Below are 15,301 nucleotides of genomic sequence, written 5' to 3'. Positions count from 1 at the left end.
CGGCCGCGCAGCATGTTGACGATCGAGGTGGAGTGATGTCGAGTATCCCGGAGAGCACCGCCGGATTCCGGGACGGTGGTACAGCGGAGCCCGAATTGTCAACGGGTGTCGAGGGTTTCCGCGCTCGACACGCGGAGCTTGCGCGCGGTTACGGTGGTCTCGGCGATCCTGAGGATCCCGCCCTGGTGCAGGCCATGCAGATGGTGCTGCACATTCCGAAGGTCGATCCGCCGCGACGCAGCGCGCTGCTGGAGGCCGCGGCTGCGGCCACGGTGGCACTGTGCCTGGATGAGCGGGTCGGGCCCGAGGGAACGTGGGAGCAGCGGTTCCTGGCCTGGAAGCGATCCCGGATCCGCAAGGTGGCACGGCGGGCGCGCGGTGCGCAGTGGCTGGCCGCCGATGAGGTCGACGGGGTGACCGTCGAGGTGGACGGTGCGCAGGCGCGGGCCTTCGTGCCGGGGCCGGTCGGTGAGGTCGATCCGCGGATCAGGCGGCTGCAGATCAATGGCACCGATCTCGAACACGACAATCCCGGACCCGCCGATCCCGACCTGCCGGTGCTGTGGGTGAATGCGAAGCTCGGCATGACGCTCGGCAAGGCCGCGGCGCAGGTCGGTCACGCCAGCATGTTGCTCGCCGGTGCGCTTACCGCGGAGGAGGCGCTGCGGTGGTCGCAGCGTGAGTTCCGATGCGCGGTGCGCGAATCCGGACCGCAGCGGTGGGCGTCGCTGTGCGAGCAGGTGTCTCGCGGACAGGCCGTCGCGGTTCGTGACGCCGGTTTCACCGAGGTCGCGCCGGGTTCGATAACTGTGATCGCGGTACCGGGACAATCGTGATTGCCTGCTGGCACTGATCGTCGCGCGGATGTTCCGTTGCACCGATGAGTCCTCTGAAAATCCGCCGGGAGCGGTGCGCCCACCGGCCGCGGCGGCCTGTCGTCGCGGCCGAATGGCCACGTCGTGGCTACCGGCATGGGTCGGTCGTACGAACAGCGCGCATTTGGGCCAAGATGGAGCCCGTGCCGCAACCGGATCCCGATCTGCTCATTGATTTCACCGACGTGACCATCCGACGCTCGGGTCACACCCTCGTCGGCCCGGTCACCTGGCAGGTCGAGCTCGACGAACGCTGGGTGGTCCTCGGACCCAATGGCGCGGGCAAGACCTCGCTGCTCCGCATGGCCGCCGCCGAAGTGCATCCGACCTCGGGCATTGCCCATCTGCTCGGTGAAGTCATCGGCAAAACCGATGTCAGCGAGCTACGTCCGCGCATCGGCTGGTCCTCGGCCGCGGTGGCCAGCCGGATTCCGCGCGACGAGAAGGTCAGCGATCTGGTGGTCTCCGCCGGGTACGCGGTCCTCGGCCGCTGGCGCGAGCGTTACGACGATGTCGATACCGACCGCGCCATCGATATGCTCGAAAGTCTCGGAGCCGAACATCTTTCCGATCGCACTTACGGAACGTTGTCCGAGGGGGAGCGCAAGCGGGTGCTGATCGCCCGCGCGATGATGACCGATCCGGAGTTGCTGTTGCTCGACGAGCCCGCCGCCGGGCTCGATCTGGGCGGTCGCGAGGAGTTGGTGGAACGTCTCGGCGATTTGGCCTCGGATCCCGATTCGCCCGCCATGGTCCTGGTGACCCACCACGTCGAGGAGATTCCACCGGGCTTCACCCATGGCCTGCTGCTGAACGAGGGCGCGGTTGTCGCACAGGGTTTGCTGCCGGATGTGCTGACCGCCGAGAACCTGAGTGAGGCCTTCAGTCAGTCGATCGCGCTGGATCGCGTCGACGGTCGGTACTTCGCTCGGCGCGCGCGTCGCTTGGGGCGGCACCGTTCACGCTGACGTCGTACGAGTGATCTGGATTACGCCGTAAAACAAGCACGCGTTAGGGTGCAAGAGTGAGCGGGCGTGAACAAGCAACCGAGCGCGCAATCGCGCATGACGGAGCCGAGCGTGGGCGAGGTACGGTCGTGAGCGGGCGTCAGCGAGTGAGCCGTCAACATAATGCGCGATCGCGTATGACGGCGCCGGATGTCAGCGCGGCGCGGTCATGAGCGAGACGAACGCGCAGCAGCCGATTCCGTCGCTGAGGGACGCGTCGACGGTGATGTTGGTGCGTGACGGTGTCACCGGTCCCGAGGTATTCCTGCAGCGCCGGGTCGGGGCAATGGCCTTCGCCGCCGGTATGACCGTTTTCCCTGGCGGCGGTGTCGATCCGTCCGACGGCACTGCCGATATCGAATGGGCCGGACCCGAACCCGCTTGGTGGGCCGCGAAATTCGGCACCACCGAACCGAGGGCCAAGGCGCTGGTGGCCGCCGCCGTGCGCGAAACCTTCGAGGAATGCGGTGTGCTGCTGGCCGGGCCGACCGGCGAAACCATCGTCTCCGATACCACCGGCTACCACGATGCCCGTGCTCGGCTGGAGCGGCGTGAGGTCTCGCTTGCGGCCTTCCTCGCCGAGGAGAAGCTGGTGCTGCGCGCGGATCTGCTGCGGCCGTGGGCGAATTGGATCACTCCGGTGATCGAGCCGCGGCGCTATGACACCCGGTTCTTCGTCGCGGTCCTGCCGCAGGGACAACTCGCCGACGGTGCCACCTCCGAGGCGGCCGAGGTGCAATGGCGCACCGCGGCGGAGGCGCTCGAGCGTTGGCGCGCGGGCAGCGACGTGCTGTTGCCGCCGACCTGGTCGCAGCTCGATGCCATTGCCGAATTCGCTTCCACCGCGGAGATTCTGGCCGTCGACCGGGTGATCGAACCGATCATGCCGGTGCTCACCGGTGACAACGGGCGGCAGGTGCTCGAATTCCCGGAAAACCAGCGCTACTTCGCCGGATTGCCGGATACCAGCAGGCTCCGGGGATCCGCGCGTCCGTGAGGCAGTAGGTTTCCTGCCATGGCCGAATTCGTGACCCTGGAGTTGCCCGAGGATCCCGCCGTCCGCGGCGTTGCCGTCCTCCGGATCGACCGTCCGCCGCTGAACTTGCTGAATGCGCAGCTGGTTCGGGAGGTGGCCGAGGCGGCGGCGGTTGTCGCCGCGCGGCCTGGGGTCGCGGCATTGGTCGTCTACGGCGACGAGCGGGTCTTCTGCGCGGGCGATGACCTCGCCGAACTTTCTGAGCTCGGCCCGGATCAGGCCGAAGCCATGGCCGCCGATTTGCAGGCGGCACTGGCCTGCCTTGCCAAGGTGCCCCAGCCCACCGTCGCCGCGATAAGTGGCTACTGCCTCGGTGGTGGCCTGGAACTCGCCCTCGCCGCCGACCGCCGCATCATCGGCGACAACGTCAAACTCGGCCTGCCGCAAATCAAAGCGGGCCTCATCCCCCTCGCGGGCATCCGCCGCCTGTCACTACTGATCGGCCCCGGCCCCGCCAAAGACCTCGTCTATACCGGGCGCTTCGTCGGGGCCGAAGAGGCCATGAGCCTCGGCCTGGTCGACGAGGTCGTCGCCCCTGACGACGTCTACACCACCGCGATGCACTGGGCCCAACAGTTCACCGACGGCCCCGCCCGCGCCCTCGCCGCCGCCAAGGCCGTCTTCGAGGCAGGCCCCCACGGCCTCGACCGCGCCCGCACCGAATGGGCTGCCCTCTTCACCACCGAGGACCGCCGCATCGGCACGGAGTCCTACCTGGCCGACGGCCCAGGCTCGGCAACTTTCGTCGGGCGCTGACGGGGGCCAGCGCGCCCAGCGCGATCGGTCGATACGACGGCACGGGCACCGCGAACCTGGCCGATTGCCCGGGTTCGACCGCATTCGTCAGTGCGGACGGGCTCGATCGCGCCGAGTTGGGATCGGTCGATACAGCGGCAGCGGCCGAGTCGAACCCGGCCCGACGGTTGCGGAGGCATTCGTTGAGCGCTCCAGAGCACTTCCAGGCGGGCTGGACGGGTATGTTCCGTGCTCTGGCTGGACTGATGGATGCGATGGCATAGGCGCCGAGTCGGCTGGCCGACGGTTGCGGTGCGGTGGCATTCGTCGGATTCTGAGGCGATTCGCCAGTTGGGCTGAACGGGCTTGATCGCGCCCCAGATGGACCGGCAGGTGCAGTGGCATCGACATATCCGCTGATTGTTCGGTGCTTTTCGTTACTGGGCGGTAGTGCGGGATCTGCGCTGCTGCGATCGGTCGGTCGGATTCGGGCGATCCGAGCGCCGACAGGGACCGTAAATAGGAACATGTTCCTGCGAGGTGGGGCGTGTGACTTCCGCGGCATTCGATGGTCGTGAGTCCCGCTCGAGCCCCTGGTTGCTGGCCGCATCAGGGGCGCGCGGCGGTGCGTGGGTAGATCACCGGGCAGGTTCAGAACCAGAACGAGTCTCGGGGGACATGACGGCAATCCGAAATTAGGTCCTACTCACTGGTCCGCTGCACACGTGCGGCGCGGGGTTGGCTAGGCTTGCCCACCATGACGGTCCACCCCGATGACCCGGCGCCGAACCCGCATGCCACCGAGGCCGAGGTCGAAGCAGCGCTGAAGGATACGAAGCTCGCCCAGGTGCTCTATCACGACTGGGAAGCCGAGACCTATGACGACAAATGGTCGATTTCCTATGATGAGCGCTGTATCGACTATGCCCGCGGCCGGTTCGACGCCGCGGTCGGCCCCGCGCCGCTGCCGTACGAGCGTGCGCTGGAACTGGGCTGTGGCACCGGCTTCTTCCTGCTGAACCTCATGCAGGGTGGCGTCGCGAAGTCGGGTTCGGTCACCGACCTCTCGCCGGGCATGGTGAAGGTCGCACTGCGCAATGCCGAGAACCTCGGGCTCGATGTCGACGGCCGGGTCGCCGACGCCGAGACCATCCCGTACGAGGACGACACCTTCGATCTCGTCGTCGGCCACGCGGTGCTGCACCACATCCCGGATGTGGAACTTGCGCTCAAGGAGTGCCTGCGTGTGCTGAAGCCGGGCGGGCGTTTCGTCTTCGCCGGTGAACCGACCACCGCGGGCAACTTCTACGCCCGCTGGCTCGGCCGCATCACCTGGAAGGCCACCACCACCGTGACCAAGCTGCCCGCACTGTCGGGTTGGCGGCGTCCGCAAGCTGAACTGGACGAGTCCTCACGCGCCGCGGCGCTGGAGGCGGTCGTCGACCTGCACACCTTCGATCCGAGCGACCTCGAGGCCATGGCCCGGCGGGCCGGTGCGACCGACGTCAAGGCGAGCACCGAGGAGTTCGCGGCGGCGCTGTGGGGCTGGCCGGTGCGCACCTTCGAGGCGGCCGTGCCGGACGAGAAGCTCACCATGGGCTACCGGATGGCCATGTACCGCGCGTGGCTGCGGCTGAGTTGGTTGGACGAGAACATCATGCGCCGGGTGGTGCCGCGCCAGTTCTTCTACAACGCCATGATCACCGGCGTGAAGCCGGGCGCCGCCGCCAAGTAGTGGGTTACCGCTTCGGCCGCGAGGATGTCGTCTTCCTCGGTAGTGCGGCGGGTAGCGCCGCGTTGGCCGAGGTGGATCGGCTGGAGCTGACTCCCGCGACGCACCTGCGCGATCTGGAGCGGGTGCGTCGCGAATTCGGCGAGCGGTCGGGCGCTCTCGTGGAAACGGTGCGCCTGCGCCGTCGCGCCACGGCCAAACTCGTCGATACCGAGCAGTGGCTGTTCACCGACGACGCGCTGCAACAGGCGACCCCGACGCTGGTGGCACGCCACCGCGCCGACCGGCTGTCCGGGTGCGCCGTACACGATGTCACCTGCTCGATCGGTGCGGAACTGGCCGAGCTGAGCCGCACCTGCCCCTCGGTACTCGGCAGCGACCTCGATGACGTGCGTCTATCGATGGCCGCGCACAACCTCGCCGCCTCCCGAAATGTCCTGCTGGCCAAGGCCGATGCCCTGATCCCGTGCAGCACCGGCACTGTAGTCATCGCTGATCCGGCCCGGCGCGCGGACGGCCGCCGCACCCACGATCCGGCGAAACTGCAACCGCCGCTGCCGGATCTGCTCGCCGCCTATCCCGGTCGCGACCTGGCCGTAAAGTGCGCTCCCGGATTGGATTTCGACCGCCTCGACTGGTCCGGTGAAATCGAGATCGTCTCCCTCGATGGTGCGGTCCGCGAGGCCTGCCTGTGGTCGGCCGGGCTGTCCGAACCCGGCGTCACCCGCCGCGCCACCGTCCTCACCTCCCGCGGCGGATCCGTCGCCTACACCGACACAGACCCGGACGAGATTCCCGACCAGCCGCCCGGCGAATGGATCATCGACCCCGACGGCGCCATCGTGCGCGCGGGCCTGGTTCGCCACTACGCCGCGAAACACGGCCTCTGGCAACTGGATCCGAATATCGCCTACCTCACCGGTAACAACGTCCCCGACGGTGTCCGTGGCTTCCGCATCGAGGACCGCCTGGAACTCCGGGAAAAGACCCTCCGCCAAGAGTTGGCCCGCCGCGACTGCGGCTCCCTGGAAATCCTGATCCGCGGCGTCGATATCGACCCCGACGCCCTCCGCAAACGCCTGAAACTACGCGGCACCAAGCCCTATACCCTCGTCCTCACCCGAATCGCCCGCACCGCCGCCGCCTTCCTCTGCACCACCTGATCCCAGCCACCCACAGCTCCGTCGACTCGCCGGCGCCCTACCCACGTTCGCTGGAGTCGAGAATGCAATGCTTAAGGCTCGCTCTCGACGTTTGCCGACATCAGCGTGTGGTGATCGACTGTCCAGCTCGTTATCCGAGGTGTCGTACGCGGGCGGGCGGGTGGAGTGGTTACCGGTCTGGTTTGAAGACGAAGACCTCGCCGATGCGGGTGGCGAGGACTACCTCGCCCTTGGGGCCGATGGACGTGCCGGTGGTGGTGCCCTTGGCATTCGGAAGTGCGTCGGAGTCGACGGTGGCGCCGGTCTTGGTATCGAAGGTGATCAGGTTGATGCCGTCGCCGATGGCGGCGGCGGTATAGCCGGTATCGCCCGCGGTCTGGACGGGGGTGCCGCGCAGCGTGAGATCCTTACGCTCCCAGACGATTTCGGCGGCGTCGCCGTTATCGCGCAGGGCGAGCAGGTGGCCGTCGTCACCGGACGGGATGATCAGGCCGTCGCTGGAGACCGAAATGCCGCCGCGCGGAGCCCAATCCAGCGGCTGCACCCATTTGGTGCGACCGTCGGCGGCGTCAACGGCGATCAGACGCTTGGAGTTGTCGCCGACGTAGACGGTCTGGCCGTCGGCGGACAGCGTGGGACTGGTCGCGCTGCCCTCGGTGAGCAGGTCCGCGCTCCATTCCTGCTGAATCTTATTGTCGGCGTAGCGCAATGCGACGAGTGCGGCGATCGGCTTGCCCGGCTCCCACAGCGTGACGAAGAAGCGGCCGCTGGACACCTCGATCGGCGAGATATTGGCGACCGGGCACTGCGGTCCGCCGATCGCGCAGTCGTCGAGACCCTGACCGGACGTGGGGCGGGTGAGATCCGGGTACTCCAGGAAATCGGGGTCGCCGAGCAGTTGGGTGGTGCTGACGACGCGCTCACCGGTCTGGCGGCTCAGCACATCTATCTGACCGGACTGGGTGACCGTCAGGATGTTCCCGTCGCCGGTGAATTGCGCCGAAACCGGCACGCCCGCAACGGGCGTCCGCCAGCGCGGCTGTCCGATGGAGTTGAAGGCACTGACCCCGCTGTCGTCACCGACGTAGACATTGGTCCCGCTGTCGACCACCGAGGGCGCGGAGATCGCATTCGGTCCCAGCGCGTTGCAGAAGCGCTTGCGGCCGGTCAGCATCTGCAGCGAGAGGATGGCGCAGTTGTTGGGCGCCGACGTGGTGAGGAACATTTGCCCGTCCGGGCCGATCGTCAAGGGTTCCTCGACCGGTCCACCGACGGGTCGTGACCAGCCCAGCGATAGTTTGCGCGAGCCGGTGACCGGGCTTACGCCACTGTTGCGGCCGTCGTTGTGCGCGGTGGTCCAGCCCTTGCCGGATCCGACGGTGATGTCGTCGACGTCGGTACCGCAGCCCGTCAATACCAGGGCGCCGATGGCCGCCACCGCCCCCAGTCGGGACAGGGTCAGCCCGCGCGCTGGATTGGCCAGTACGCCGCCGCTTCGCACCTGCTGCACTCCTGTCGTCGTGGACGTGACCGAAAGCGTGTCGACCCCGGTACGTGCACCACCCGAGTCGGGGTTGCCCGCGTGGAGGTTCGCCGCCGCCGTCGGCGGCGCAGCGATCACTGTACGGGAGGGTCGGCCGACGTTGTACGGGTCCCGGCCGTGTTTTCCGACCGGATAAGCTCTAGCCGTCGCGACCGGGACGGTCGCCATGTCAAGGACCACGACAGGAGATGAGTTCGTGACGAGCATGTGGGGCGCACCGTTGCGCTCGCGGTGGCGCGGCTCGCGCCGCCGGGATCCGCAGCAAGCGCGATTTCTGACGCTGGCGTCGCTGCGCTGGGTGCTCGCGAACAAGGCGTACACGCCTTGGTATCTGGTGCGGTACTACCGGCTGTTCAAATTCAAGGCGGCCAATCCACATATCGTGCTGCGCGGCATGGTCTTCCTCGGCAAGCGCGTCGAGATCCACGCGACCCCCGAACTGAGCCGGATGGAGATCGGCCGCTGGGTGCATATCGGCGACGGTAATGCCATTCGCTGCCATGAGGGTTCGCTGCGCATCGGCGACAAGGTCGTCTTCGGCAAGGACAATGTGGTCAACACCTACCTCGATATCGAGATCGGTGAATCCACGCTGGTCGCGGACTGGTGCTACATCTGCGACTTCGACCATCGCATGGACGACATCAATATGCCGATCAAGGATCAGGGCATCGTCAAGAGCCCGGTCCGTATCGGTCCGGACACTTGGATCGCCGCAAAGGTGACCGTGCTGCGCGAAACCCGCGTCGGCCGCGGCTGTGTGCTCGGCGCGCATGCGGTGGTCAAAGGCGAGATTCCGGACTACAGCATCGCCGTCGGCGCGCCCGCCAAGGTCGTCAAGAATCGCAAGGCGACCTGGGAGGCCGGTGCCGAGGAGCGCGCCAAATACATTGCCGCGCTGGAAGATATCGAGCGCAAGAAGAACGGCGCCACCCAGTCGGCGTAAGCGCGACCGAGCCCCGGGATCCGGAATGGACCCGGGGCTCACGCTATCTCGGCCGAGTATGCCGGTATGCGTCGGTGGCAGTCGGTACGGTCACGGCATGAACAGGTACGCGGCGCTGTTGCGCGGGATCATGCCGACGAACCCCAATATGAAGGGGGAGAAGCTGCGCGGGGTGTTCGAGGGGCTGGGATTCGAGCAGGTCGCCACGGTATTGGCCAGCGGCAATGTGGTCTTCCGAACCGCGGATACCGATATCGCGAAGTTGGAAGCCCGCGTCCAGGACGCGCTGAACAGCGAACTCGGAATTCCGGGCGGCACCATCGTGCGCACCTACGACGAACTGCGCGACCTGCTCGAAACCGATCCGTTTCCGGGCCTGACCCATGGCCGCGGCACATATCTCACCGCGACCTTCCTCAAACAGGCCCCACCGAACGTCGCCGGAGAGCTACGCAAACACACTGAAGCCGGCGTCCGGATCATCGGCTACGACGCCGCCGCCCGGGTCGTCCTCGCGGTCATCGACAACACCGAACCCCGCACCCCGAACTTCATGGCCTGGATGGAGAAGACCTACAGCAAGGAAATCACCACCCGCACCTGGCTCACCATCCAGAAGATCGTCAAGAAGATGGAGAGCTAGGCGCTACTTCGGATCGCGCTCGGGGAGGGGGCGTTCGATGATGGTGGGGCGGCCGAGCGGGTTGCGGACGCGGCGTTTGGCCGAGGAATAGACCAGGGCGGTTTCGGCGGCCACGACGTCCCAGGCGAAGTCGGCGGTGAGGCGTTCGCGCGCGGCGTAGGCGCGGTCTTGGGTGGCGGCCGGATCGTCGAGGGTGGCGCGCACCGCTTCGACGATGCCGTCCACATCCGCCGGTTCGAAGGATGCGCCGGTGACGCCGTCGATGACGGCCTCGCCGAGACCACCCGCTGTGGAGGTGATCAGCGGGGTACCGGCGGCGGCCGCTTCGAGTGCGACGATGCCGAAGGGTTCGTAGCGGCTCGGCAGCACGATGGCATCGGCGCCGTGCAACCAGCCGAGCAGTTCCTCGTGATCGAGTTGACCGGCGAAGGTCACCGCGCGCGCGACCCGATGCACCCGGGCGCGTTCGCGCAGCCATTCGAACTGGGTGCCGATACCGGCGACGGTCAGCGTGGTGCCGGGGTGGGCGCGGCGGATGCGTGGCAGTGCGGCGATCGCGTCCTGCACGCCCTTCTCGTATTCCAGCCGACCCACATAGAGCAGCCGTGGCGGACCGGTGCGCGGTGCCCGCGGCCGGAAAGTCCACGCGCCCACATCGATTCCGTTGCGGATCACCGTCATCGGTACCCGCTCGGGCCCGTAGAGTCGCTCCACCTCGTCCTGCATGGAGGTCGAGCAGGTGATCAGCGCGTCCGATTCATTGGCCAGCCACCATTCGACCGAATGCACCTGCTTGTTGACCCGACCCGAGACCCAACCGCTGTGCCGCCCGGCCTCGGTGGCGTGGATGGTCGATACCAGCGGCACGTCGTAGTACTCGGCCAGCGCGATCGCCGGATGCGCGACCAACCAATCGTGCGCGTGCACGACATCCGGGACCCAGCCGTCGCCGATGCCGGGTTTGCCGAGCGCGACACCCGCGCGCACCATGGCATGGCCCATGGCCAGCGTCCAGGCGAGCATGTCCTCGCCGAAGTCGAAACACGGCGGATCCTCCGCGACCGCTACCACCAACACGCCCTCGGCGATGTAGGAGTGGGTGGGATGGGTCACGGAGTCGGTGCCGGAGGGGCGGCGGGCGAGCACGACCACTTCGTGACCGGCCGCGGCCAGTTCGACCGCCAGGTGATGCACATGGCGGCCCAACCCACCGACCACAACCGGTGGGTACTCCCACGACACCATCAAGATTTTCATGAATGTCCTTATCAGGCGGAGTCTCGGTCCGCGATCGCCAGCCGCCGGGTGTCCAAACTCGGGAACAGCCCGTCGGCCGCCCCCCATCCTGCCGTCAACTGGTGTGCTTTGGCGACTTGGCCCGCCCCGACAGCGGCGGCGATTTCCCGCACGGCGTGGGCGTGTCGGTGCGCCCGGTCGCGTGCATAGCCGGCCGCGGAGTCCTTGCTGACCATGAATGCCCAGTCGCTGGAGACAGTGAGGATGGCTTCGCGCAGCAGTTGGTCGGCAACCGGGTCGCGCAGTGCGGGTCCGCCGTCCGCGGCCCGCATTTTGTCGACTGTATCCAGGGTGAGGCGGACGATATCTTCGTTCAGTTCCACCAGATCTTTGACCTGGTCGCCGGCCCACACCCGCCAATCCTTACCCGAACCCCAGGACGAATCGGCCAGTGGGACCGGCTCGCCGACGAACCCGCGCGCTCTGGCATCGGCCAGCGTTCCGACGGTGACGCCCGCCTCGGGCAATGCCCGCAACACCTGGGCCAGCCACTGCGGACCCTCATGCCACCAGTGCCCGAACAATTCGGTATCGAATGCGGCGACGACCAGGGCCGGACGCCCGATACGCGCCGATTCGTCGATCAGCCGTTCGCGCACGGTCCGCACGAAATCGTCGACATCGCGGACCACCGCCGCGGCCGCCAGTTCCGGGTCGTACGGCGCCTTGTCCGGGCCGGCGACCGTCTTGCCGGTGACGCGGGCGGGCTTGAGACCCGTGGCATGGTCATAGTGATGAAAGTCACGGTAGGCGCTCTGCCCCGGATAGCCGGACTTGGGCGACCAAACCCGGTAGCTCACTTGCAGATCCCGCCCGAAGGCCACCACATCCGATTCCCGGACCGGGCGGCCCAAGGTGGTATCGCCACGCAATGCGGGTCCATCGACCATGAAATGCGTCACACCCGCGGCCGCGTATCCGGTCTCCATACCGGGGGTGTAGCCGCATTCGGGCGCCCAGATACCGGTGGGGGTGTGGCCCCAGCGCTGCCTGGCATCGATCAGACCCTCGCTGAGCTGGAACGCGCGCAGCCGCGGGTGTAGCAGGGGCTGGAACGGGTGCGCGAGCGGGCCGCCGAGCAGTTCGATGGCCTCGGCGTCGATCAGCTGCCGCCACACCGGCGCCGCGCCATGGCGCCAGTGCAGTTCGAATTCCGCGAGTGCCGCCGCGGCCAGTCGGTGCTCATGTCTGCCGAGCGCGACATTGCCCGCCATCGCGGCTTCGTCGGCGCGCAGCTGCCAATTGCCGAGCCAATGATGCATGCCCGCAAGACAATGTGGATCATCGAGCTGGGCGGCGAGCACCGGTGTGATCCCGAGGCTGACCAGATGCGAATGCCCCTCCGCGGCAAGGGTTCTCAGTACATCGACGACCGGAAGGTAAGAGGCGGCCCAGGATTGGTAGAGCCATTCCTCGCCGACCGGCCAGCGGCCGTGGTGGGCCAGCCAGGGCAGGTGGGAATGCAGGACCAGGGTGAACTGGCCGGGAACTTCTTGTCTACTCAAGACTTCACCGCGATGGCGACCAGGTCGAGGCTCGCATCGATGTCCTCGGTGATCAGTGCGAAATCGTCGATGGCGACCGCGGCGACATCTGCGGTCAGCTCGGCGGGCCACGGCTGTCCGGCCAGCGCGCGCTCGATCTGCGCGTCGATGAACGAGCCACCGTGCTTGGCGTCCAACGCTTTCAGGGTCGGCCCGTGGTGCACGCCGGTCATTAGCGTGACCCGGAAACCCGCGTCGACGAGCAGTTCGGTGAGTTCGTCGGCATTGAGTTCGCGGGTGTGGAACGGGTTGAGCGGGGTATCGCGGCCGGGGGAGAAGGTGATCCGGTTCGGCGTGCTGATCAGCAGTTCGCCGCCGGGCCGCAGCACCCGAAGGCATTCCCGGATGAACTGGCCCTGGTCCCAGAGGTGTTCGATCACTTGGAAATTCACCACGACATCGACCGACTCGTCCTCCAGCGGCAGCGCGGCGAGGTTGCCCTGGATCATCTCCACCTGCGGGTAACGCGAGCGCACATGCTCGACCGCGCTTGTGTCGTAGTCCAGACCGATCACCTTGGTGGCGACATCGGCGATCATGTTCGCACCGTAACCCTCACCGGATCCGGCCTCCAGCACCGTTTTTCCGGCACACCGCTCGAGCAGGCGCGCATAGACGATCTCGTGCCGACGGAACCAGTAGTTCTCCTCGGCGATGCCGGGTACGGTCCGTTCGCCGGTCAGCGGCAACGGCTCCATGGCCGACTCGGGAGTAATGCCCGGGGTCGTGCCTACTGCGGCAGGGATCACAGCCTCGCTCATCGCTCCGACGTTACTGGTACTGAATATTGCGGGGCACCCGCACCCGGGGGATCCGCGCATTATCGCCAGGATCGCCGTTCTGAGAGCTGAGCCGCTAAGTTACCCATGAGTAACTTAACGTAGGGTAGTGTCACGCCCTGAGCTACAAACAAGGACGTACGGCGCAGCTCGTGCGACCACCACACACGTGTAACCAGAACAGGAGGTCGACGAAGACCGATGCCGAACATCGTCGTACTCATCAAGCAGGTTCCCGACACCTGGTCCGAGCGCAAGCTGACCGACGGTGACTTCACCCTCGATCGCGAAGCCGCCGACGCCGTCCTCGACGAGATCAACGAGCGCGCCGTCGAAGAAGCGCTGCTGATCAAGGAGGCCCAGGGCGGCGAGGTCACCGTGCTGGCCGCCGGTCCGGACCGGGCCACCGAGGCCATCCGCAAGGCGCTGTCCATGGGCGCCGACAAGGCCATCCACATCAACGATCCGGCGATCCACGGCTCCGACGCCGTGCAGACCGCCTGGGTGCTGGCCAGTGCGCTGGGCCAGGTCGAGGGTGTCGAGTTGGTCATCGCGGGCAACGAGGCCACCGACGGTCGTTCCGGTGCGGTCCCCGCGATCATCGCCGAGTACCTGGGCCTGCCGCAGCTGACGCACCTGCGCAAGCTGACCGTCGACGGCGACAAGATCACCGGCGAGCGGGAGACCGACGAGGGCGTGTTCAAGCTGGAGGCCACCCTCCCGGCCATCGTCAGCGTCACCGAGAAGATCAACGAGCCGCGCTTCCCCTCCTTCAAGGGCATCATGGCCGCGAAGAAGAAGGAAGTGCAGACCTTCACGCTGGCCGACCTGGGCGTCGACCCGTCGACCGTCGGTGTGGCCAACTCGGGCACCGCCGTCACCGCGGCCACCCCGAAGCCCCCGCGCACCGCGGGCGAGAAGATCGCGGACGAGGGCGACGGCGGCACCAAGATCGCCGCGTACCTGGTCGGTCAGAAGATCATCTGATCCCGCCCGAGACTGCTTAGGAGAGAACACAAATGGCAGAAGTACTTGTGCTCGTCGAGCACGCCGACGGTGCGATCAAGAAGGTCAGCACCGAACTGCTCACCGCCGCGAGCACACTCGGTGAGCCCGCCGCCGTCGTGACCGGCCCCGCCGGTACCGGTGAGAAGCTGGCCGACGCGCTGGCCGCCGCGGGCGCCGCGAAGATCTACATCGCCGAATCCGACGATGTCGAGAACTTCCTGGTCACCCCGAAGGTCGATGTGCTCGCGGGTCTGGTCGAGTCGATTTCCCCGGCCGCCGTGATCGTCGCCGCCACCGCCGAGGGCAAGGAGGTGTCGGGCCGCCTCGCCGCGCGCATCGGCTCTGGCCTGCTCGTCGATGTCATCGACGTCAAGTCCGACGGTTCGGTCGTGCACTCCATCTTCGGTGGCGCGTTCACCGTCGATGCCAAGGCCACCGGCGACGTGCCGGTGATCTCGGTGCGTCCGGGCGCCGTCGAGGCTACCGCCGCGGCCGGTGCGGGTGAGAAGGTGACCGTCGAGGTGCCCGCGCAGGAAGAGGGCGTCGTGAAGGTGACCTCCCGCGAGCCGATCGTCGGTGGCGACCGTCCGGAGCTCACCGAGGCGGGCATCGTCGTCTCCGGTGGTCGCGGTGTCGGTTCCGCCGACAACTTCGCGGTCGTCGAGGCGCTGGCCGATTCGCTCGGCGCCGCCGTCGGCGCCTCGCGGGCCGCGGTCGACTCCGGCTACTACCCGGGCCAGTTCCAGGTTGGGCAGACCGGTAAGACGGTCTCCCCGCAGCTCTACATCGCCCTCGGCATCTCCGGCGCCATCCAGCATCGCGCCGGTATGCAGACCTCGAAGACCATCGTCGCGGTCAACAAGGACGAAGAGGCCCCGATCTTCGAGATCGCCGACTACGGCATCGTCGGCGACCTGTTCAATGTCGCCCCCCAGCTGACCGAGGCTGTGAAGGCGCACAAGGGCTGATAGCTCAGCGCTGTTCGAGTGACCCC

At 67.2% G+C, this 15,301-nt stretch carries 14 protein-coding genes; 10 read left to right on the top strand and 4 right to left on the bottom strand.

The genetic code is table 11. From position 1 onward, the window contains the following. Nucleotides 1–35 precede the first annotated feature (35 nt). From ACIBI6_RS13680 to ACIBI6_RS13655, 6 genes are all read left to right on the top strand, one after another. On the top strand, nucleotides 36–836 hold the full coding sequence (locus ACIBI6_RS13680) for a peptidyl-tRNA hydrolase (protein ID WP_396956305.1): 801 nt from the start codon (nucleotides 36–38) through the stop codon (nucleotides 834–836). A 173-nt stretch (nucleotides 837–1,009) separates the two neighbouring features. Next, nucleotides 1,010–1,843 (top strand): ABC transporter ATP-binding protein, encoded by an 834-nt coding sequence (locus ACIBI6_RS13675; RefSeq protein WP_364360086.1) that lies wholly within the window; start codon nucleotides 1,010–1,012, stop codon nucleotides 1,841–1,843. 208 nt (nucleotides 1,844–2,051) lie between these two features. Further along, complete coding sequence (locus tag ACIBI6_RS13670) at nucleotides 2,052–2,879, top strand: NUDIX hydrolase (RefSeq protein WP_364360065.1); 828 nt, start codon at nucleotides 2,052–2,054, stop codon at nucleotides 2,877–2,879. A gap of 18 nt (nucleotides 2,880–2,897) precedes the next feature. Then, nucleotides 2,898–3,674: an enoyl-CoA hydratase-related protein gene (locus tag ACIBI6_RS13665; protein ID WP_396956304.1), complete on the top strand. Its 777-nt coding sequence runs from the start codon at nucleotides 2,898–2,900 to the stop codon at nucleotides 3,672–3,674. A 736-nt stretch (nucleotides 3,675–4,410) separates the two neighbouring features. After that, nucleotides 4,411–5,388, top strand: a complete 978-nt coding sequence (locus ACIBI6_RS13660) for a methyltransferase domain-containing protein (protein ID WP_364360071.1) — start codon at nucleotides 4,411–4,413, stop codon at nucleotides 5,386–5,388. Beyond that, complete coding sequence (locus ACIBI6_RS13655) at nucleotides 5,388–6,548, top strand: class I SAM-dependent methyltransferase (RefSeq protein WP_364360074.1); 1,161 nt, start codon at nucleotides 5,388–5,390, stop codon at nucleotides 6,546–6,548. The genes ACIBI6_RS13660 and ACIBI6_RS13655 overlap by 1 nt, the downstream gene beginning before the upstream one ends. Nucleotides 6,549–6,717: 169 nt before the next feature. Here the strand turns inward: ACIBI6_RS13655 and ACIBI6_RS13650 are convergent, their stop codons facing one another. Next, entirely contained in the window at nucleotides 6,718–8,169 is a 1,452-nt protein-coding gene (locus ACIBI6_RS13650; protein WP_396956302.1) for a PQQ-binding-like beta-propeller repeat protein, read from the bottom strand. A 118-nt stretch (nucleotides 8,170–8,287) separates the two neighbouring features. On the opposite strand from ACIBI6_RS13650, the gene ACIBI6_RS13645 reads away from it, so the two are divergent. Beyond that, a complete protein-coding gene (locus ACIBI6_RS13645; RefSeq protein WP_364360080.1) occupies nucleotides 8,288–9,037 on the top strand; it encodes an acyltransferase in 750 nt (249 codons plus the stop codon). A gap of 97 nt (nucleotides 9,038–9,134) precedes the next feature. Continuing rightward, the gene (locus ACIBI6_RS13640; RefSeq protein WP_396956301.1) at nucleotides 9,135–9,680 is read left to right on the top strand and encodes a DUF1697 domain-containing protein; all 546 of its coding nucleotides are present in this window, start codon (nucleotides 9,135–9,137) and stop codon (nucleotides 9,678–9,680) included. 3 nt (nucleotides 9,681–9,683) lie between these two features. Here ACIBI6_RS13640 and ACIBI6_RS13635 read toward each other — a convergent pair whose 3' ends face one another. The 3 genes from ACIBI6_RS13635 to ACIBI6_RS13625 are packed head-to-tail and all read right to left on the bottom strand — an operon-like array spanning nucleotide 9,684 to nucleotide 13,281. Beyond that, a complete protein-coding gene (locus ACIBI6_RS13635; RefSeq protein ID WP_396956300.1) occupies nucleotides 9,684–10,937 on the bottom strand; it encodes a glycosyltransferase family 4 protein in 1,254 nt (417 codons plus the stop codon). A gap of 11 nt (nucleotides 10,938–10,948) precedes the next feature. After that, complete coding sequence (locus ACIBI6_RS13630; RefSeq protein WP_396956299.1) at nucleotides 10,949–12,481, bottom strand: 1,4-alpha-glucan branching protein domain-containing protein; 1,533 nt, start codon at nucleotides 12,479–12,481, stop codon at nucleotides 10,949–10,951. Next, nucleotides 12,478–13,281: a class I SAM-dependent methyltransferase gene (locus tag ACIBI6_RS13625; RefSeq protein WP_396956297.1), complete on the bottom strand. Its 804-nt coding sequence runs from the start codon at nucleotides 13,279–13,281 to the stop codon at nucleotides 12,478–12,480. Before ACIBI6_RS13625 ends, ACIBI6_RS13630 begins: the two co-directional genes overlap by 4 nt. Nucleotides 13,282–13,500: 219 nt before the next feature. On the opposite strand from ACIBI6_RS13625, the gene ACIBI6_RS13620 reads away from it, so the two are divergent. Next, complete coding sequence (locus ACIBI6_RS13620; RefSeq protein ID WP_364359644.1) at nucleotides 13,501–14,286, top strand: electron transfer flavoprotein subunit beta/FixA family protein; 786 nt, start codon at nucleotides 13,501–13,503, stop codon at nucleotides 14,284–14,286. 32 nt (nucleotides 14,287–14,318) lie between these two features. Continuing rightward, a complete protein-coding gene (locus tag ACIBI6_RS13615; RefSeq protein WP_396956295.1) occupies nucleotides 14,319–15,275 on the top strand; it encodes an electron transfer flavoprotein subunit alpha/FixB family protein in 957 nt (318 codons plus the stop codon). Nucleotides 15,276–15,301: the final 26 nt, after the last annotated feature.

Origin of the sequence: Nocardia sp. NPDC050412 (genome assembly GCF_044458825.1) — a bacterium.
Taxonomy (GTDB): domain Bacteria; phylum Actinomycetota; class Actinomycetes; order Mycobacteriales; family Mycobacteriaceae; genus Nocardia.
Note: the sequence above shows the minus strand (reverse complement) of the source record. Positions and strands in the feature narration are given on the sequence as shown.